At 70.6% G+C, this 19437-nt stretch carries 17 protein-coding genes; 5 read left to right on the forward strand and 12 right to left on the reverse strand.

Annotated features, from left to right (window positions below):
- Nucleotides 1-115: 115 nt before the first annotated feature.
- Nucleotides 116-499, reverse strand: coding sequence for a DUF4180 domain-containing protein (locus F1615_RS24145; protein WP_149551170.1), 384 nt, complete (start codon nt 497-499; stop codon nt 116-118).
- A gap of 708 nt (nt 500-1207) precedes the next feature.
- Between F1615_RS24145 and F1615_RS24150 the strand changes: the two genes are divergently transcribed.
- From F1615_RS24150 to F1615_RS24165, 4 genes are all read left to right on the forward strand, one after another.
- Nucleotides 1208-2437, forward strand: coding sequence for a cytochrome P450 family protein (locus F1615_RS24150; RefSeq protein WP_149551171.1), 1230 nt, complete (start codon nt 1208-1210; stop codon nt 2435-2437).
- Between the two features lie 360 nt (nt 2438-2797).
- A complete protein-coding gene (locus F1615_RS24155; protein ID WP_149551172.1) occupies nt 2798-3472 on the forward strand; it encodes a 4'-phosphopantetheinyl transferase family protein in 675 nt (224 codons plus the stop codon).
- Nucleotides 3473-3674: 202 nt separating this feature from the next.
- Nucleotides 3675-4373: a restriction endonuclease gene (locus F1615_RS24160; RefSeq protein WP_149551173.1), complete on the forward strand. Its 699-nt coding sequence runs from the start codon at nt 3675-3677 to the stop codon at nt 4371-4373.
- A 502-nt stretch (nt 4374-4875) separates the two neighbouring features.
- Nucleotides 4876-5967 (forward strand): M23 family metallopeptidase, encoded by a 1092-nt coding sequence (locus tag F1615_RS24165; RefSeq protein ID WP_149551174.1) that lies wholly within the window; start codon nt 4876-4878, stop codon nt 5965-5967.
- A gap of 191 nt (nt 5968-6158) precedes the next feature.
- On the opposite strand, the gene F1615_RS24170 is transcribed toward F1615_RS24165, so the two are convergent.
- The 7 genes from F1615_RS24170 to F1615_RS24200 form a co-directional block, all read right to left on the reverse strand.
- Nucleotides 6159-8330, reverse strand: a complete 2172-nt coding sequence (locus tag F1615_RS24170; RefSeq protein WP_149551175.1) for a hypothetical protein — start codon at nt 8328-8330, stop codon at nt 6159-6161.
- A 232-nt stretch (nt 8331-8562) separates the two neighbouring features.
- Nucleotides 8563-9444 (reverse strand): GNAT family N-acetyltransferase, encoded by an 882-nt coding sequence (locus F1615_RS24175; RefSeq protein ID WP_149551176.1) that lies wholly within the window; start codon nt 9442-9444, stop codon nt 8563-8565.
- 285 nt (nt 9445-9729) lie between these two features.
- Nucleotides 9730-10374, reverse strand: a complete 645-nt coding sequence (locus tag F1615_RS24180; protein WP_167533840.1) for a response regulator — start codon at nt 10372-10374, stop codon at nt 9730-9732.
- Nucleotides 10365-11588 carry a sensor histidine kinase gene (locus F1615_RS24185; RefSeq protein ID WP_244328823.1) on the reverse strand — a complete coding sequence of 408 codons (1224 nt, stop codon included), beginning with the start codon at nt 11586-11588 and terminating at the stop codon, nt 10365-10367. The genes F1615_RS24180 and F1615_RS24185 overlap by 10 nt, the downstream gene beginning before the upstream one ends.
- 92 nt (nt 11589-11680) lie before the next feature.
- On the reverse strand, nt 11681-12343 hold the full coding sequence (locus F1615_RS24190; RefSeq protein WP_149551179.1) for a DedA family protein: 663 nt from the start codon (nt 12341-12343) through the stop codon (nt 11681-11683).
- A 187-nt stretch (nt 12344-12530) separates the two neighbouring features.
- Nucleotides 12531-13178: a formylglycine-generating enzyme family protein gene (locus F1615_RS24195; protein ID WP_149551180.1), complete on the reverse strand. Its 648-nt coding sequence runs from the start codon at nt 13176-13178 to the stop codon at nt 12531-12533.
- Nucleotides 13179-13257: 79 nt separating this feature from the next.
- A complete protein-coding gene (locus F1615_RS24200) occupies nt 13258-14265 on the reverse strand; it encodes a DNA polymerase Y family protein (protein WP_167533841.1) in 1008 nt (335 codons plus the stop codon).
- Between F1615_RS24200 and F1615_RS24205 the strand changes: the two genes are divergently transcribed.
- On the forward strand, nt 14264-14731 hold the full coding sequence (locus F1615_RS24205) for a DUF6233 domain-containing protein (RefSeq protein ID WP_341873456.1): 468 nt from the start codon (nt 14264-14266) through the stop codon (nt 14729-14731). The two genes, F1615_RS24200 and F1615_RS24205, sit on opposite strands and share 2 nt — an antisense overlap.
- 329 nt (nt 14732-15060) lie before the next feature.
- Here the strand turns inward: F1615_RS24205 and F1615_RS24215 are convergent, their stop codons facing one another.
- The 4 genes from F1615_RS24215 to F1615_RS24230 all read right to left on the reverse strand — a co-directional run bounded on the left by F1615_RS24215 (nt 15061) and on the right by F1615_RS24230 (nt 19408).
- The gene (locus F1615_RS24215; RefSeq protein ID WP_149551183.1) at nt 15061-15927 is read right to left on the reverse strand and encodes a MurR/RpiR family transcriptional regulator; all 867 of its coding nucleotides are present in this window, start codon (nt 15925-15927) and stop codon (nt 15061-15063) included.
- 114 nt (nt 15928-16041) lie between these two features.
- A complete protein-coding gene (locus F1615_RS24220; RefSeq protein ID WP_149551184.1) occupies nt 16042-17340 on the reverse strand; it encodes a cyanophycinase in 1299 nt (432 codons plus the stop codon).
- Between the two features lie 80 nt (nt 17341-17420).
- Nucleotides 17421-18659, reverse strand: a complete 1239-nt coding sequence (locus tag F1615_RS24225) for a M20 family metallopeptidase (protein ID WP_149551185.1) — start codon at nt 18657-18659, stop codon at nt 17421-17423.
- Complete coding sequence (locus tag F1615_RS24230) at nt 18656-19408, reverse strand: amino acid ABC transporter ATP-binding protein (protein ID WP_149551254.1); 753 nt, start codon at nt 19406-19408, stop codon at nt 18656-18658. Before F1615_RS24230 ends, F1615_RS24225 begins: the two co-directional genes overlap by 4 nt.
- Nucleotides 19409-19437: the final 29 nt, after the last annotated feature.

The following is a 19437-nucleotide window of genomic DNA, read 5'->3' on the forward strand; positions in this document are numbered from 1 at the left end:
GAGCGTTCCGCGTGCCCGCTCGGCAGAGACCGGGCCGGGCGTCCGGTCCGGCACGGCTCGGGCCGTCCCGCGCCGGGGCACACGGCCGACTCGCTTCGCCCTCGGAGCGGGCGCGCTAGGCACGCCCTTTCGCGCTCGTGATCTCCAGGCGCGCATCGAGGGCTTCGACGTCAGGAAGGAACCAGATATGACTTGATGCATTGGATTCATGCACCAGAGCGCGCAGCGCGGAACTGGCCTCCATATGGCGAGAGATATCACCGATGACGGCCAGCCGCATGCGGTAGTTGACGAACTTCTGCATGATTTCGCCAGCAATACGGGTGCCGAGCGAAAAGAACTTCTCGTCAAGGCGGTTCACAGGCACGGCCACGATCTCGGCAGCGAACAATGCCGAGCCGATCAGGTCAAGTGCATCCTGCTCGGTGACCACGGTGGGCCCCGCCGGATCGCACATCAATACCTGCACCCCGTGCCGTTCCTGCAGTACGTCCGTCAATTCCCAGTCCCCCAAGTGAAACAATCATGAGCGCATATCGCCGGAGGAAACTAACACGCACCTGTTCACCGGTCAACGCCGCTCAGGCCCCGATAAACTATCCAGCCAATGTGAGACGTGCAGGTTTGCCGACCGGCCGGGCGCTTGCCGCACGGTCGCGAAATCCGCTCGGGCGGTCGTCCCCGCGGGGCCTTCTCGCTGGTCGGGCGAGTGGCGGACGAGCCTGCGACGCGGCACCGGAAGGAGAGCGGGCACCCACAGCTGCGGAGCGGTTCCGGCCGGCCGGTGCGGGTAATCGCGCCAGAGCGGCTGGATGGCCGGAAATCGGCAGGCAGAGGTTCGGAGCCGGATCACCCAGAACGCGGCGGCAGGCACCATCGACCCACCGGCCGACGGCCCGAAAGCCTGAAAGGCCGTGTATGGTGGCGGCCGCAAGCCTTGTTCATGCTCGAAACACGCCTTGTCTCGTTCCCACGCGCAGTAACCTCGACAAGCGCCCGTTGATGCGGGCCTCAGGCGTTTCAGGTTTTCCCGGCCGCTCACCGGAGCACATCTCACGTGTAAGAGCGAGGCCGGCTCCACTCGCCGCGGATTCCTTGCAGATCCAGGCGTTCAGTGATCGACTGCCCGCACCGGCTCCTCGCAGGACCCGTTCATGTTCGCGTACCGAATTCGTCGTTGAGTTTCAGTTGACACACGGGAGGAAGCATGTCCAGCGGCCACGGCGGCGCGGCTCCGCTCCAGATCGACGAGAAGGAGTTCGAGCACGATCCGCACGCGTTGTACGACGTGCTCCGCTCCGAGGCACCGGTCCGCGAGATCATCGCGCCGGGCGGGACCAAGGTCTGGCTCGTCACGCGCTTCGACGACGCGAAGTCCGTGCTGACCGACAACCGGCTGTCCAAGAACATCGAGGCCGGCCAGAAGGTCATCCAGCGGCACACCGACGGTGAGACCGGCATGGTGTTCGCCAGCGAGCTGGCCGCGCACATGATGAACGCCGACCCGCCGGACCACACCCGGCTGCGCAAGCAGGTCAACAAGGTGTTCACGCAACGAGCGGTGGAGAAACTGGGCCCCCGGATCGAGAAGATCACCACCGAACTGCTGGATGCGATGGAGGGCCGGGACGAGGTGGACCTGATGGCCGCCCTCGCCTACCCGCTGCCCATGGCGGTGATCTGCGAGTTGCTGGGTGTCCCGGCCGACGACCAGGAGCGTTTCAAGGGCTGGGTCCCCACCCAGCTCTCCGGCGGTGATCCGGAGAGCATGGCACAGGCCACGACGGCACTGCTCGGGTACCTGCACGAGTTGATCGAGAGCAAGCGGTCCACACCGTCGGACGACGTGCTCACCGGTCTGGTGCGCTCCAGTGACGACGGCAAGCTGAACACCCAGGAACTGGTGTCGATGGCGTTCCTGCTGCTGGTCGCAGGCAACGAGACGACGGTCAATCTCATCGGCAACGGTATGTACGCGCTGCTGCGCCACCCCGAGCAGCTCTCCGCTCTGCGCGCGGACCGCTCCTTGATGGCCGGGGCGGTCGACGAGCTTCTCCGCTACGAGAGCCCGGTCAACACGTCCTCGCTCCGCTTCACGACCGAGCCCCTCGAGGTCGGCGGGGTGGTCATACCGGAGGGCGAGCTGGTGGTGGTCGCTCTCACGTCGGCCAACCGGGACGGGTCCCAGTTCCCGGACGCAAGCAGCCTGGACATCCATCGTCAGGCGGGCCCCGGCCTGTCCTTCGGACACGGTATCCACTACTGCGTCGGAGCGCAGTTGGCCCGGCTGGAGGCACAGATAGCCTTCGACCAGCTCATCGACCGGTTCCCGCACCTGCGGCTGGCGGCCGACCCGGCCGTCCTCCGTTGGCAGCCGGGAACGGCGCTGCGCGGGCTGAGGTCTCTGCCGGTGTCGCTCGGTGCCGAACGGGGCTGACTCCCCACCGGGTCGCCCGCGTGAGGGAGTCCGGCGTCGAGGGCTGTGTGCCTCGGCCGGCACGACCTGTGGTCGGCTCGCTCCTGGTGCTGACGCTCCCGGCCGGTGGCCGTTGCCGTACGGGAGCGTGACCGCGGCGGCACCACGTCGCGGTCACGCTCCCCACCCGGGGTGCAGCGGACGGGCGGCGGCGAGCCGGGCGCCCTGGCGACTCCCCGCGACGCACCGGGCGGACGAGTTCGTCGGCCGGGCCGGGGAGCGCGGACGTACGCCGCGGAGAAGGGACGGGATCAGGTGGTACCGCGCGAACACCAGGGCCCCGACCGCTGTGAGCGCGGCGCGTGAACACGGGGTGTCGTCGTGATCGATGAGATATTGCCTTCGCCCGTCGCCACGGGCAGCACGTTCGTCGACCACGACGCGGCGCTGGCCGCCCTGTACCCGCAAGAAGCCGCCGCCGTCGCGAGCGCCCGGCCGAAGCGCCGACGCGAATACGCGAACGTCCGCATGTGCGCGCGCCGCGCCATGCGCGAACTGGGCGTGCCGCCGGTACCTGTGCTGTCGGGCCCACGCGGTGAACCGCTGTGGCCCGATGACATCGTCGGCAGCTTGACCCACTGTCCCGGGTTCCGGGCCGCCGCCGTGGGCCGCTCCTCTGCGTTCGCAGGGCTCGGCATCGACGCCGAACCCAACCGTCCTCTGACACAGGACCTGCTGGAGTTCGTCTCGCTGCCTCAGGAGCGCGCGCGGGTGCACGCGCTGACGCGGTCCTCCCCCGACGTCTGCTGGGACCGTTTGTTGTTCAGCGCCAAGGAGACGGTGTTCAAAACCTGGTTCCCGCTCGCCGCGCGCGAACTGGACTTCACCGAGGCGGACATCCGCATCGACCCCGGCTCCGGGACCTTCTCCGCGCGCCTGCTCGTCCCGGGTCCCGTCCTCGACGGGGAACGCGTCGACGGGTTCAACGGCCGGTGGCTCTCCCGCCGGGGCATTCTGCTCACGGCGATCGCCCTGCGGAGGACGACGGGGCAGTGACCGTCGCGCTTCACACGTCCATTGATCACTTCAGGTGATGAAGGCCTGACGCGTTGTCAGTGGCCCCTGTCATCATGGCGGTTGTCGGGGAGTGGCTGCCAGGGGAGGCCCGTATGCCTTGGGTTCGGTCGTACGCACGCGCTGACAGGCCACCGGTGCGCGGGCATGCCCAGCGGGGTCCGGGGCCGCGTCGGGACGGGACGTGACCCGGCGGCGGCCGCCGGCACGGCGGCGTACGCGACGGACCGGCAGGAAGCAGCAGCGGGATGCCCAGCTGATCGGCTTCGCCGTGGTGGCCACCGCCGCCATCGGCCTGGCGGTGATGGTGGTCAACTGGCTGTTGGCGCATGGGTGGGTGCTCATCGTGCTCCTGGCGCTCGCCGCGCTGGTGGGCGCCGGCCGGTTCCACAACCGGCGGCAGCAGGCGCGCTGGGAGGCCGTGCGGGCCCGGGGTCTGCGGTTCGGGCTGCCGCAGCTGGACGCGCTGCACCACACCCGGTTCGAGGACGCGGTGCGGGACCTGATGCGCCGGGACGGCTGTCAGGATGCCCGGCGGGTCGGTGGGAGAGGTGACCTGGGCGCGGACGTCACGGCCACGGATCCGTTCGGGCGGCGCTGGGTGATCCAGTGCAAGCACCGCCGTGACGGTGCCAGGGGCGCGGCGGTGGGTACGCCCGAGCTTCAGGTGCTCAACGGAACGGCTCGGCAGGTTCACGGGGCGGACGTCGCGGTGATCGTGACGAACGGCCGGGTCACGGGCCCGGCCGTGACCTTCGCCGAGGAGCAGCGGCTCCATGTCGTGGACCGGCGGACCCTGGCTGTGTGGGCGTCCAGCTCACGTCCCCTGTGGGAGCTGCTGCGGGCCGTACCGCCCCCGCGTCGCCCGACGTCTGCCGGCTGACCGCGCGGCCTGCCCGCTCACGCGGACGGGCAGGGGCCTTTACGGGAGGCTCCCCAGGGCGTCCGCTCCATCGTCATTGGGCCGACGAATGACGACGCCTTGCGCTGGTTGACACGCGTTGACGAGCGACAGCAGACTCAGGCAGGTACACGTCAAACAGCGGGGTCAGGTGGATGCAGAGACCGCATGTCCCCATCCTTGCCACCTGGTCCCCCCATGCGATCGGGGCACCGCGTCGAGCCGTCACCCGTGGTGGGGCCGCCGGCCCCGGCGTCGGGCCGCACTCGCTTGGTCATTTCGCCCACCACGCCGGGACCCCGGACACGGCGTCCCCTCCACCTCGAACCCCGGAGCACCCGGTTCGGGTCCGCGGCCGGCTGTGGCCGCTGATCCCGGTGACTGTTCCGGCCGGGTCCCGGCTGCGGACTCTGACGCCGTTCCGCTCCAGGCTCCGCCCTCCGCCCGACCGGCAGCCTTCTCCCTCACGGAAGGAATACCGCCCATGCTGTCCGCACTGTCCATGAGAACCACCGTCACCGCCCTTGCCCTCACCGGTCTGCTCGCCGCCGCGCCCTCGGCGCCGGCGGCCGACCGGGACTCGTCCACGACTCCGGTAGCCGCCGACAGGTCGCCGTCCCCCGACGTCACCGCGAAGATGTCCGACGCCGTCGCCGACCGTCTCGGCACCGGCCGCGAGGCACTGGTCGACGCCGTCTCCACGGACGTCCTCTCCCGGTCCCACGACGCCAAGGGACTCGACCCCGGGACAGCCGTCGCCGAGCTCGCCGACGAGGGCCGCGAGGTGGTCGTCGACGTGCGCACCGTGTCACGCGACTGGGCCCGTGGCGTCGCCTACGTCGAGGCGTCGCGCGCGCAGCACGGCGAGCCGGAGGGCTGGCTCTACATCGCCCACCGCAAGGACGGGCAATGGATCTCGGGCCTCGAAGGCGACCGCGAGTTCGCCGACCACGTGGCCCGGTCCCCGCTGGTCGGCAAGGCGGAACGGCGGACCATGACGGCGTACGCCGAGCACAAGGCGACACCCGAGACGCAGGTGTCACCGGCCGGCGCCCAGGCCAACACCAACGGGCTGCTGCTGCCCTGGATGCCCGACTACTACATGACCCTGACCGGTGGGGCGCACTCCCACGACGGCGCGACCGGTTACTGGAGCGCCCTCGACTTCGCCGGTGGCAACGCCAGCGGGCGGGTCCGTTCGTCCCGCGAGGGCACGGCGACCTCGATGTGCGGCCCCGGCGGCGGCTGGACCCGGGTGATCCACCCCGGTGGCTTCTCCACGGACTACTACCACATGGTGAACGCGACCTACTACAACGGGACGGCGATCTCCAGCAGTGCCCTGCTCGGCACCATCGGTACCGACACCTGTGCCGGCGGTTCCGCGACCGGGGCCCACGTGCACTGGAGCCTGCGCACGTACGACGCCAACTATGCCGGTCAGTACACCTGGTTGAACGGCCGCACCATCGGCGGCTGGACATGGTGGAACGGCTCCAGCCAGTACTCCGGCTGCGGCACCCGTCTCGGCTACACGGCCTGCCCCGGCACCGCGATCTACAACCGCACCAGCTGACGAGCGATCAGGCAGGCCGCAGGGGGCGCACCGGCCGCGCAGGGCCCTGAAAGCGGCTCGGGCGGCGCCCGCGTGGTGAGCGCGGGCGCCGCCCGGGGCGACGTCGACGGCGAGGAAAGCGAAAGAACTTGTTTCGGAAGAGGAATGAGAAGGAAGCCCTTTCATGGCCTCGCCGTGGTCAACGCTAGCACTCAGCCCGGGATCAAGTCGCGTGCATTATCGAGGGTGATGACCCGGGAGTCCGGATGCAGGCCCTCGGGACGTTCGAGACCGATGTACGTCACGGGCTCGTCCGGGACCCGCTCGCCGTCCCACAGCTCCACGGCCGTGGTGCGGACGGACATCAGGCCGATCAGGTACCGCACCGTCAGGTACTCGCGCTCCACGACGGCGCGCACCACCTTCGACACCGATATCTGGTTCTCCTCGACGCGGTTGGCCGACGAGATGCCCTTCAGATGGAGGTGCAGCCACTTCGCGCGCCACCGGCCGTCCTCCTCGCGCCGGAACACCAGGGGCAGCGCCACTCGGCCCGCCCCGCGGAGCTCCGATTTCATACGCACCGTGCGCGGTTCGAACGGCCTGCCCTTCTGCTCGCCGTCACGCAGCATGAAACCGAAGAACGACTCCTCGACCTCCTCGAAGCTCTCGCCGGCGTAGATGTTGACCTGCGGAACGATCACTGGGCTTCGTACCCGGTCCAGGGACAGGTTGATGAATTCCGAGGCCCCGTCCGGCGCCTCGGTGACATCGCCCGAGTGCTCGCCCCCGACAGCCGTGAGGGACGTGTAGGAGAGCCAGGAGTCGGTGCTGTAGTCGGAGCGGAGAAGCAGCGCCGAGAGATCGTAGTCGGTCCGCCTCTCGGTCTCCTTCCAGTACACGAAGAAGCGCAACTGCTCACCGTCGACAGGCGAGAGAGAACCTCGCGGCAGTACGCCCAGCCCGGCCGCGGACGCCCTGCCGCTGAGCGGGAGCGCCACATCGAGGACATCGGGATCGAGGAGCAGCCGAGCCGGCGCGGGGAGTCTCCGGCGTATCTCGGCGTCGAGGGCGGCGATCAGCCGGTCGCGGTCGGTGGCGGGAACCGGCGGCCGGACGTCTGACGCGACCCAGAGGCCGCCCCGTCGGTTGACGAAGACGCGGGGTTTGTCGCTCTCCCCCTCCCGGTTCTGGAAGTGCTCGCGGACCGAGAGCACGACCCGGCCGGAGACCTCGGGGGCGACCCGGATCGCGGCGGCCACGACCGCGTCCCGCTCCTCCTGACCGGCGGCGACGCGCAGCAGGAGATCCAGGGCGCGGAACAGCTTGCCGGGAGCGGATTCCAGCAGCCGCACGGCACCGAGGACGTCGGACGCGTCGAGCAGCCTCTCGACGCGGCTGTCGAAGGACCGCGCGTCCTTCTCGCCCCGGGCCACGGCGAACACGTCGGCCGCGTGCGGCCAGCGCGGGTACTCGTGCGGGTGGAGACGCTCCCCGAGTCGCTTGAAGGGTTCGCGGTACGCCTGTACATCGGCCAGCTTGGCGGGGTTCGCCGCGACCACGGCATCGAGGCCCGCGAGCAGCGCACGGCGGACCGGCCGCGGAAGAGCCCGAAACCGGGTCGGCTCCTGCAGCGTCACGTCGCCGCCCGAGAACGCACAGGCCAGCCGCAGCACATCGACGACCGTGTCCAGCAGGAGGTCCGCGCCGACAGCGAGACGGGCCTTGTTGACGACCGCACGGTTCTCCCTGACCGGGATCGAGTCCGGCTGAGGGCCGAGCGCGCACCGCTCGGCGAGGGTCTCGAGGTCGCTCAGGTGATCTTCGCCCAGTGGCGTCGTACTACCCGCCAAGGCCAGGTACAGGTCCGTGACTTCGTCGTCCAGGTCCCGCCCGAGGTGCAGGACGGTCACCCGGTCACTCGCCGAGGCGATCAGCTCGTCCTGCGCGGCGAGCATCTCCTCATAGGTGTGCTGATAGCGGCCGTACGTGGGGAGACTGAGCAGGTTCAGCACTCCGCGCGCCAACTGGGTCAGTACGTTGTCCCGCGACGTGTCGTCACCGAGGGCCTTCACGACACACCGCATCCAGAACTCCTCGGTGTCCGGCACGTTCGCCGGGAAGTCGATGAAGTACGAGTTGTGCCGGACGTGGTCGCCCACCATCTCGCTCACGATGCGCAGCGTCCGCTCGGCGGTGCGCAGGACCGCGGCCTCGGACAGTCCGGACAAGTGCTCCAGCAGCTCCACCGAGAGCTTGAAGCCCACGGATGTCAGCGCCGCGTCGAACTGCCTTGCGGTGGCGGCGCCTTCTCCGGCGGAGCCCTTGGGGAAGGGAATGCGGTGGGTGTGCCGGATGACCAGTGGTTCGAGATCGTGCGCCATTCGGGAATGATCGCAGGACCGTACGAAACGGCGCACGGGAGTTTTCCGTACGCGCTCTGGCGTCGCGTTCACATCTACCGCATCAAGTGCGGCTCAGGCGCGGCCGGAGAAGGGCGCCGGCCGGCCAGGGGCCCCTGCGGTCGTTGGCAAGGGCGAGGCAGATGCCGATCCGGCCGGTTCTGCCTCCGCCCCACGACGAGCTGATGTCCAGGTCCAGCCCGTCCGTGCGCCGCTAGAGGTCGAGCTGGTGCTGGTGTGTCGTGTGCGTGGGTGTGTAGCCGAGACTGTCGTTGATCTGTCTCATGCGCGTGTTGCTGTCGGCGGTGTCGGTCAGAAGGCCACCGAGGCCCGGATAGCGCTCACGGGTCTGCCGGATCGACTCGGCCTTCATCCATCGGCCGAGGCCGTGTCCACGGTGCTCGGGCAGAACGCCGGTGCCGTAGTGCTGGCCATCGCCTGTGCCGTCGCCGGGGATGACGAGTTCGGTGAACCCGGCGATCGAGCCGTCGGAGGCATCGATGGCGACCACGGTGTGCACATGGTCCCCGCGCTGTTCGACGGCCTTCGCCGCGGCCCGGACGCGGTCCACGTCCCAGGTCACGGAGCCGTATTCGGCGTCATCCATGGGCATGTCGTCCATGGCGTGCCGTGAGGCCGCGAACGTCTGCGCGAGGCCGTCGGGGACGGCTCCCCGCCATGACACAAGCCGGTAGCCGGGGTGCGGACGCTCAATGATCCCGACGAGGGCGCCGGTGTCCACATCGGCCAGTGGCAAGCGGGAGAACCTCAGGGTGAGGACCTTGCGAAAACCGCGCGCCGCCAGGAAGTGGTCACCGGGTGATCCGGCCTCTGCCTGCGCTGTGACGCAGCGTCGGCCATTGCCCCGGGCGGCGGCCACGGCGGCGTCGAGGAGCCGGGAACCGACGCGCTTGCGTCGCTCCGCGGGATGGACGCGGAGAGTCAGTTCGGCCAGGTGCTCCTGTCCAGGATCGGTGAGCAGCCGCAGAAAGGACGTCCCGAGAGGGATGGAATCGGCGTCGGACGCCAGCCATGCAAGCCGCCGGCTGTGCGGTCCGTGAGCGAGGTCGGTCAGTGGGGTGATGCGAAGCGACAAGGTGTCTCCGTCGTGAGGTGGCGGCAAAGGTCAGTACGCGGGCTCGTCTGCCGGGCACTCCTGCGCATGTGCTCCACACCTCCTCGTCGACAGCGCCGGTCCGGAACTACGCGGACGGCTGGGGGAATCTAACCGGCCCACCGGTTCCTCGGCAAAGGGTTAACGAGAGACCGGTACGAGCGTGTGGTCACAGCCACTCGCTGATGGCCGCGATCGGCGCGGTTGCCCCGTGGCGGACCGCCGGCTTGCCGTATCTCGTGGCCACGGCCCGGTCGCAGGTCGACCCTACGACTCCAGGTACCTCAGGACCGCCAGCATCCGTCGGCTGTAACCGGTGGTGTGCGACAGGTCGAGCTTGTCGAAGATCGCGTTGAGGTTCTTCTCCACCGAGCTCAGGGAGATGTGCAGCTTCTGCGCGATCGCCGTGTTCGTGTGCCCCTGGGCCAGGGCTTCCAGGACACTGCGTTCGCGGGGTGTGAGGCGGCTCAGCGGATCTCCGTGGGTTGTGCGGATGACCAGCTGCCGCACGACCTCGGGATCGATGGCAGCGCCGCCTGCCTGAACGCGTTCCAACGCATCCAGGAACTCCTCGACCTGTGCGACGCGGTCCTTGAGGAGATACCCCACCCGTTCCGCGCTGGAGGCCAGCAACTGCGCCGCATAGTTGCGTTCGATGTGCTGGGACAGCACCAGCACGCCGACCTCCGGCCACCGTTCTCGTACCTCCAACGCCGCGCGCAGCCCTTCGTCGGTGTGCGTGGGAGGCATCCGGATGTCGAGCACGACGACGTCGGGCCGCCGCATCGTCATCTCCGCCAGCACGGCCTCGGCGTCACCGAACGCGCCCAGCACCTGGTGTCCCTCCTCGATGAGGAGCCGGACCAGCCCTTCACGCAACAGGGTCGAGTCTTCAGCGATCATCAGGCGCATGGCAGTTCCGCGGTGATGGTGGTGGGTCCCCCTGCGGGGCTGTCGACGCGCAGGACGCCGTCGAGCGCGGCCGTCCGGCTGCGGAGTCCGCTCAGCCCGCTGCCTGCGGGGTCCGCGCCACCCTCGCCGTTGTCCCGGACCTGCACCGCGAGCACCCTGCCACGGAGCACCACCCGCACCGAGACGGCCGTTGCACGGGAGTGTTTGGCCGCGTTGGTCACGGCCTCCGACACGACGAAGTACGCGGCGGTCTCCACCGGTTGAGGCAGTTCCTCACTGACGTCGAACTCGGTCCGGACGGGGATGCCGCACCGCTCCGACACTCCGCCCAGCGCCTCCTCGAGCCCCAGACCGTCCAATGCCGAGGGATAGATCCGCCAGGTCACCTCTCGTAGTTCCGCGAGGATGTCCTGGGACTCCTGGTGTGCCTGACGCAGCAGGGCGTCCGCGCGCTCGGGATCGCGTCCTCGGCGTATCCGGCCGAGCAGCATACCCAGCGCCACCAGGCGCTGCTGGATCCCGTCGTGCAAGTCCCGCTCGATGCGCCGGCGTTCGGTGTCCACCGCCTGTACGACCGCTGCCCGGCTGGTGGCCAATTGACGGATGCGCCGCCGCAGCAGCTCCCGTTCGGAAGGCCCGAAGCACTCACGGGCTGTCCGCGCGTCCAGGGTGGCCAGTGAGTGGAGCCCCTGGACGTCGAGGAAGAGGAGCACACTGCCGAGGAGCACCTGCATGAGCAACTCCTCCCAGTGCAGCGTTCCCTGGGTCATCCCCCTGACGAGCAGCCCTGCCAGGACGATGCCGAAGCCCAGAAGTCCGATCACGACACCGCCCAGCAGCCCCGTGTAACTGCGGACCGCCAGGTAGCGGAGGATCTTCCGGTCGGAAGCCTCGTAGTGCTCGGGGAAGCGGTCGCCGAAGAAGACAGCACGGCGGGACCGTTCCAGGGTCGTCAGCCGGCGCGCTCCGGTCATGAGAATCCTGAGGGCGCTGGTGCGGGTGAGCGGCCACAGCAGGAACGGGCCGAGGACGGTGCCGGCGACCAGGAAGTAGAGGGAACCCAGCAGGGCCGTGGCGCAGCCGAGGAACGTGCCGGCGCACCGGCGCGTCCGGGAGGCTGGAAGGACCTCTGTGGCGTCGCCCTCGCCGGGGTCTTGCTGACCCGCCGGCCTCGGCAGGTGAGGGGCGGTGATGCCCGCGGGATCCTCCTGCACGAGGAGTGATCCTAGTACGGACGGTGAGCCGGGGCGAGGTCGCCCGGACCGTGCGCCGGACGGAACCGCTGTGCGGAGTCGGCTGCGGCGGGTCATGAAGTGCGGCGGTGCCGAGCCGGGTTGCGGCCGCGCAGCCGCACGGCCAGGTACGTCACCACGGCGAGGACGACCAGAACCAGCACTGCTCTGGAGACGATACCGACGTAGGTGTCCACCACTTCCCACTGGTCGCCCAGCCAGTAGCCGGCCATCACCAGAACGGTGTTCCAGATCAGGCTGCCGAGTGTGGTCAGCAGGACGAACACGGGCAGAGGCATGCGCTCCAGCCCCGCGGGGACGGAGATGAGGCTACGGAAGAGCGGCACCATGCGGCCGAGGAAGACCGCTTTGGTGCCGTGCCTCGCGAACCAGGCCTCCGTGCGTTCCAGGTCGGATACCTTCACCAGCGGCAGTTTCGCCCAGATCGCGTACATGCGTTCGCGGCCGAAGAGCATGCCGATTCCGTAGAGGAGCACGGCTCCCGCAACCGAACCGATCGTCGTCCAGAACAGCGCCGAGGCCAGGGTCAGAACCCCCTGTGCGGCGGCGAACCCGGCCAGCGGAAGGATCACCTCGCTGGGCACGGGCGGGAAGAGGTTCTCCAGCGCGATGGCCAGGCCGGCACCGGGACCGCCCATGGTCTCGACGAGGTCGGCGGCCCAGCCCGCGATGCCGTCGGCGGGTTCCTGAGCGAGGGCCGAGGACGTGAGGTGCATGTGGGTCTCCAAGCTGACGGGCCGGTCGTCCGGGCAGGCGCCGGGACTTCCCACCAAGCTAGGAATCACAGGTCAACGGTGGTATGAGGATGGCCGTCCAGTCGGGTGCGGTTTCCCGCACCCCACACCCTGCGGGAAACCGCACCCGTGTGAACGCGAGTCGAGTTCCCTCGGCTCCGTTGGGGCGTCAGTGTGTGGAGCGCGCGACGCGGAATCCCACGTCGTCGATCCGGAAGGTCGGGTGGCTGCGCCGCCGTACCGACGCCCGGCAACTCCAGTGCTCGTCGGCCCATCCACCACCGCGGAGCACCCGGTAGGTGCCGTACACCTCGGCGTCGTAGACGTCCCAGCACCAGTCCCACACGTTGCCCAGCATGTCGTACATGCCCCATGCGTTGGGCTGCCGACCGCCGACGGAGTGGATGCGTCCCTCCGAATTTCCTTGGTACCAGGCGATGTCGTCGAGCAGGCCGTACCGCGGGCCAGTCGTACCCGCACGGCAGGCGTGCTCCCATTCGGCCTCGGTCGGCAACCGGTACCCGTCTGCGGAGGTGTCCCATTCGGCCGTCTCGGGGTCGCCGCTCAGGTGATAGGCGGGCGCCAGCCCCTCGCGTCGGGACAAGGCGTTGCAGAACCGGACCGCGTCCCACCACGAAACGCCCTCGACCGGCAGCCTGTCCCCTCGGGTGCCACTCGGCCGTCGGCCGGTGACTCGCGCGTACCAGGACTGCGTGACCGGGCACGCCGACATCCGGAACGGCGCGACCTCGACCGGCCAGCTCTTCTGCGTCCGCCGGTCCGACAGCGTCACCTGTCCCGACGGGATCGCGACCATCTCGTTTTCTGCCCCCGCTTCCACAACGGCCACCCTACCGGCATCTTTCCTGCCGGCGGCCGAAGCGAGGATGCCGGGTTCACGACGCGCGACGTGTCGCGGCCGGGCCGATGACGCCGGGCCCGAACTTGTCGCGGATGCGGTCCATGGCCGCCTCGGCGACCAGGCGGGCCTCGCGGGCGGTGTCCAGGCTGATCTGCTGGGCGACCCGGTCGGCGTCGGCGAGGTCCTCGCCCTTCAGGGCCATGCCGGTGAGGCGGCCGCGCTGCAGGCCGGCGGCATCCATCAGCCGGTAGGCGAGGGTGCGCAGATCGTCGTCGTGCGCGGACGGCTCGGTCAGGCGGCGGGTCTTCTCCCAGCCGGCGCCGCCGGCGAAGCGCAGGGTGAGGGTCAGGGCGCGGGCGGTCTGGCCGCGGCGGCGCAGCAGCCGCCCGAGCTGGACCACGAGGTCGAGGAGGGCTGCGCGGACTGCGGCGCCGTCCAGGGTGTGGCGGTCGAAGGCGCAGCGGACGGTCGCCGAGGCGGGAAGGGCGCGGGGGACGACGGGACGTGGGTCGATGCCGCGGGCCCTGTCGGCAGCCGTCCGGCCGGCCTGGCCTCCGAGCAGGCGCTGCACGGTGGCCGGGGAGACTGCGGCGAGCAGGCCGACGGTGTGGATGCCGTACTCGTGCAGGGTTTCGGCCTGGCGCGGGCCGATGCCGTGCAGGGCCCGGACCGGCAGCGGGGCGAGCCAGTCGGCTGCCCGGCCGGGCGGGACGGCCAGGACACCGCCGGGCCCGGGCACCTGGGCGGACGCGGTGGCCGCGACCGTGACCGTGGGCCCGATCCCGACACGGACGTCGACACCGAGCCGGGAGATCGTGCGGACCCGCAGCATCTCCCCCAGCCGCAGGGTGTCCGGGCCGTGGTAGCGCAGGGCGCCCTTCAGCTCCACCAGGGCAGCCGACGGCGGCAGCGCCTGCACCACGGGTGACAGCTCGGTGAGCTCCTCCAGCACCTGCCGGTACGTCGGCTCCGGCAGCCGGTCGGGACAGCGCACGTGCATCACCGTCGGTACCTCACGCGCCGGTACAGCCTCCGTAGTCATGACAGCCACCTCCATCACCCACGTTATCGAACGAAAAATCGAACACGCGAGTGCGCGAGCGATGGATCATGGGCTTAGAATCAAAAATATGTTCGATGACTTGCCGCCCGACCTCGACCGCCTGCACACCTTGCGGGTCTGGCACACCCTGTGGCTGCAGCGCATCGACGCCAAGATCGCCGCCCTCACCAGGCGGCAGGCCGAACAGGACCGCGGGCGCCGCAACCGGCCGACGCCGCCGGAATGGATCGTCGAACTCGGCATCGGCGACCGGCGCCCGCCCCTGCGGGTACACGCCGGGGACTGCTACATGGCCGGCAAGCGGCGCCGCCCCGTCGACCGGGACGAAGCCCGCCGTCTGCTCGCCGCAGGACTGAAGGCGTGCGGGCACTGCCGGCCCGACAACCTGCTCGGCATCACCGACTTATCCAGCCGCCAGGCCCTCACTGCCGCTGCGGCGCCTTGACCGAACACCGGAACCGTCTGGTCGATATCCTGCATTCGCGGCGATTCACACCTTTCGCCCCAGAACGGGACCCGCCATGACCACCCCTCCCCCGCCCGTCACCGAGCCGGACCCCTCCGCCCTTACCTGCCCCGGGGACAAGGCCGGCCCCTGCGCCGTATGCCGGCGCAAGACCCACCGCTACGGCCCCGGAGGCCGTCCCCTCTGCGCATGGTGCATGTCCGCGGCGCGGGACAGGTGGGGCCCGGGCGTGCACTACGACAGCGCCCGCCCCTGACCTCCCGCCCGGCAGCGCTTCCTCGCCGCGACGCGGCGCTCCTGAGGTCCGGTCACACCAGCCCGGTGCGGCGGGAGACGTCCTCGGTGTGCCTCATGTGCTGGTGGGCCTCGTCGCCGAGCGCCGTGATGAGGCCCGCGACGACGGTCTCGACGACGGCGAGGGTGGGCACGAGGCTGTCGTACGGGGAGGGGGTGGTGACCTGGCTGGGCAGCACGACCTCGGCGTGCGCGCTGGTGGGCGAGAGCCAGGTGTCGGTGAAGACGACGACCTTGCCGCCCTGCTCCTGCGCGAGCTGGGCGAGGGCCATCTTGTCGCTCTCGTAGCGGCGGTAGTCGAAGACGACGAGGACGTCCCGGCGGCCGAGCCGGGCCAGGGCGGCGGCCCGTTCGACGTCGCGTTCGGGCAGGATGTGGACGTCGCCCCGCAACTGCATCAGGTGCAGCCCGAGGTACTGGGCGAGCAGGTGCGTGAACCGGCCACCGACCAGCGTGATCCGGCGCTTGCGGTCGGACAGCAGCGCGATGGCCCGCTCGACGTCGTGCGGCGGGGTCTCGGCCAGGGTCTGGGCCACGGCGGTGGTGAACAGCCTGCTGCTGCGGGCCATGAGGCCCGCGGCCGAGTCGTCGCCGGGGGTGTCGTCTCCCGTCTCCTCGTACAGGGAGAGTGGCGAGGCGTTGCGCTGGTCGAGTTCGGTGCGCAGGGCTGCCTGGAACTCCGGGAACCCGCTGTAACCGAGGCGGGCGACGAAGCGCAGGACCGTGGGCGCGCTGACGGCGGCGCGTTCGGCGATCGTGGCGACGGTCTCGAATCCCGCGGCGGGGTAGGCGGCCAGGAGCACCCGCCCGACCTTCCGCTCGGCGGGGCTGAGGGTGCCCAGCTTGAGGCGGATGTCGTCGGCGAGGGTGCCGGAGGCCATGAGGGCTCCTTTCGGATCTTGCGGTGCGCCGGTGCCGAGCCTAATGCCCGCACGGACGGCTGTGACCGGCCGGACGTCCCGGCCGGCCCCTGCCGCCGACGGTGTCGGGAGCGGTCACCGGGGTGCTACGTCGATGCGCAGTCCGACCAGGGACTGCGCGGTGGTGCCGTCGCTCGTCCAGGCGGTGAAGCCCGGCCGCTTGGTGAAGGTGACCGTGAAGCGGGGAGCGCTCTCGTAGGTGCTGGCGGTGGCGGTGCGCTGGGTACGGGTGGCGGCCAGTGCCGCGGCGGTGCTGAGGAAGGAGTACGGGACGCCGGCCGGGTTGTCGACCGAGTGGAAGACGTCGTTGTTGGCGGGCACGGGAGACGTTCCGCTCGGGGTCAGCGGACGCTTGCCGGGGCCCGGGCGGGCGGCCCGGCGGCGGACGTCGTAGCGGTCGCCGTCGGTGAGGTGGGTGTACCTGGCTCCGGTCAGCGTCCAGCCGGCCCGTACGGTGCGGGCGCGGGCCTCGCGCAGGTCGAGGATGCCGACGCCGCGGTCACCGAGGACGGTCATGGTCTCGTCGTGTGTTCCCGGGTGGTCGACGACGAGCGCGCTGTTCTCCTGCAGGGCGTAGACGCGGTCGTGACCGGTGTCCGCGGCCAGGCGCAGGGCCCGGCCCTCCCTCCCGTAGGCGCCGGTGTGGGTGTCGACGAGGCCGGAGCGAAGGAAGCCGAAGCCTCCCTCGGGAAGGTGGCCGAGCCGGGTGGGGTCGTCGAAGTAGCCGGGCGCGCTGCCGTCCCGCAGGCCCTGGTAGGACTCGCCGCCGGTGACCATGTCGTGCCCGGCGGCGATCTGGGCACCCGCGGAGGTGCCGGCGACGACGGCGCCGTCGGCCAGCTTGGCGCGGATGGCGGCGAGCACCTTGGAGTCGGTGTGCCGGTCGCCGTGCAGGAGGGTGGTGACGTAGCGGTACTGGTCGCCGCCGCCGAAGAAGAACCCGGTCATGGAGTTGATCTGGTCGACGACGGCGTCGGAGTCGGCGTTGGCGATGTGGTCGAGGTCGACGGGGATCCACTGGGCGTCGGCCGCGCCGTGCTTCTCGAACAGCCCGGCGTAGTAGATGCCGTTGCAGGCCGAGTTGCCGCACCGGTCGGGGTCGTTCGCGTGCGGGTCCTGGCTCTCCGGCACGGAGGCTGCGGTGAGGACGCCGATGCGGGCGCGGGAGCCGCCGGCCCGTTCGATGATCTCCCCGTACACCTGGGTGTTGTTGTCCTTCAGGGCGCCACCGATCAGGACCAGGGACCCCGCCGACCGGCCGGCGTCGGGGCGCGGGGTCGCCTGGGCGGCCGCCGGTGCGGCGGCGAGGGTGAGGACGAGGGCTGTGGCGGCGGCGAGGAAATGGCGCCGGCCGGGTTGGGGACGCTCGCGCATGGGGTCTCCTCGGGAGGTGTCGGACGTCGGAAAGGGGCCGGTCCCTCGGCCGGGATCCGGCACGGCCGAGGGACCGGTGGTCATGCGTCGTTGCGGCTGTCGCCGAGGGCGGTGATCAGCGAGGCCAGCAGGGCGATGCGCTGGGGCACGGTCACGGTGTCCAGCCACTCCTGCGGGCTGTGGTCGGCGCCGCCGACCGGACCGAGCCCGTCCAGGACCGGAACGCCCGTGCCGGATATCAGGTTGGCGTCGCCGACGCCGCCGGTGGCCGTGGCACCGAGGGTGAACCCGAGTGCGGCTGCCGCCTGCTGGGCCGCGGCGAACATCCGGTGTGACGCCCCGGTCGCCTCCATCGGCGGGCAGTGGTCGAGTTGTTCGACGGTCACCGCGGTACCGGGCACCGCGGGGCATGCGGCTGCGTCCTCGATGGCCCGCCTCGCCCTGCGTACGTCGGTGGCGGTGGCCGCGCGCACCTCCAGGCGGAGTTCGGCCTCGGGGCAGACGATGTTGGGGCGGTGGCCGGCCCGGACGACGCCGACGTTGACGGTGACACCGTCCCAGCGCCCGTTGAGGGCCTGCAAGGACACGACCAGGTGCGCCGCGGCGAGGGCCGCGTTGGCGCCGCGCTCGGGTTCGATACCGGCATGGGCGGCGCGGCCGGTGACGGTGAGCCGGAAGTCGGCGACACCCTTGCGGGCGAGCACCAGATCCCCGTTCTCGCGAGCGCACTCCAGGCCGAGGGCGTAATCGACGCCACGGGCGGCCTCCTCGGTGATCCCCCGGCTGAACGGGGAGCCGATCTCCTCGTCCGGCGTTGCCAGGAACACCACCTCGGCGTACTCCGCGGCCCCTTGCTCCTGAAGCAGGTCCAGCGCGGTCAGGCCGGCCAGCAACCCGCCCTTGTCGTCGCTGACTCCTGGCCCGTGGGCACGCGTGCCGTCGAGGGTGAAGGGCCGTTCGGCGGCGGTCCCGTCCGCGAACACGGTGTCCATGTGGGCGGCGAGCAGGATCCTGCGCCCGCCATTCGCCTCTGTGAGACGGCCCGCCTTGCGGGCGACCAGCACGTCGCCCGTGCGGAGGGTGCCGAAGGGTGGGCCGTCCGCGGCAGGCGGCCGGAGCCGTTCGACGGTGAATCCGAGCGACGTCAGGCGCGCCTGCGCCCAGTCGGCGACCGCGTTGACCCCGTCGGGGCTGTACGAGCCGGAGTCGATGGCCACGAGGTCGGCGAGGTCGTGCAGGTAGCGCTGGAGACGGCTGCGGGCCGGGCCGAGCAGGTCGGCGGGGCGGGGCCCGGGTCGCTGCCGGGAGGGGGCGCTCACAGGACCTTCGACAGGAACGCGCGGGTACGTTCCTGTTCGGGGTCGACCAGGACCTGCCGTGGGTCGCCGGCCTCGACGATGACGCCCTCGTCCATGAAGACCGCCGTGTCGCCCACTTCACGGGCGAAGCCGATCTCATGGGTGACGACGACCATCGTCATCCCGTCGTCGGCCAACTGCCGCATCACGTCGAGGACATCGCCGACGAGTTCCGGGTCGAGAGCGGAGGTCGGCTCGTCGAACAGCATCAGCTTGGGTCTCATCGCGAGGGCGCGGGCGATGGCCACGCGCTGCTGCTGGCCGCCGGAGAGCTCCGAGGGGTAGTGGCCGGCGCGGTCGGCGAGGCCGACCCTCTCCAGCAGTTGCCGCGCTTCCTCGCGGGCCTGTGCCCTGGCCACGCCGGCGACCCGTACGGGTGCCTCGGTGACGTTCTCCAGCGCCGTCAGGTGCGGGAAGAGGTTGAAGCGCTGGAACACCATGCCGATGTCGCGGCGCCGCTCGGCCACTTGCCGTTCCCGCAGCTCGTGCAGCTTGCCACCGTGCCGGCGGTATCCGACGAGCTCGCCGTCGACGGTGAGCCGGCCGCCGTCGACCTTCTCGAGGTGGTTGATGCAGCGCAGGAAGGTGGACTTGCCCGAGCCCGACGGACCGAGCAGGCAGCACACGCTGCCGCGCCGGACGGTGAGGTCGATGCCCTTGAGGACCTCCAGCCTGCCGTAGTGCTTGCGCACGCCTTCGGCGTGCACCATCGGCACGCTCCCGGCGTGCTCCGTGGGGG

This window comes from Streptomyces marokkonensis, assembly GCF_008312835.1.
In the GTDB taxonomy this organism is placed as follows: domain Bacteria; phylum Actinomycetota; class Actinomycetes; order Streptomycetales; family Streptomycetaceae; genus Streptomyces; species Streptomyces marokkonensis_A.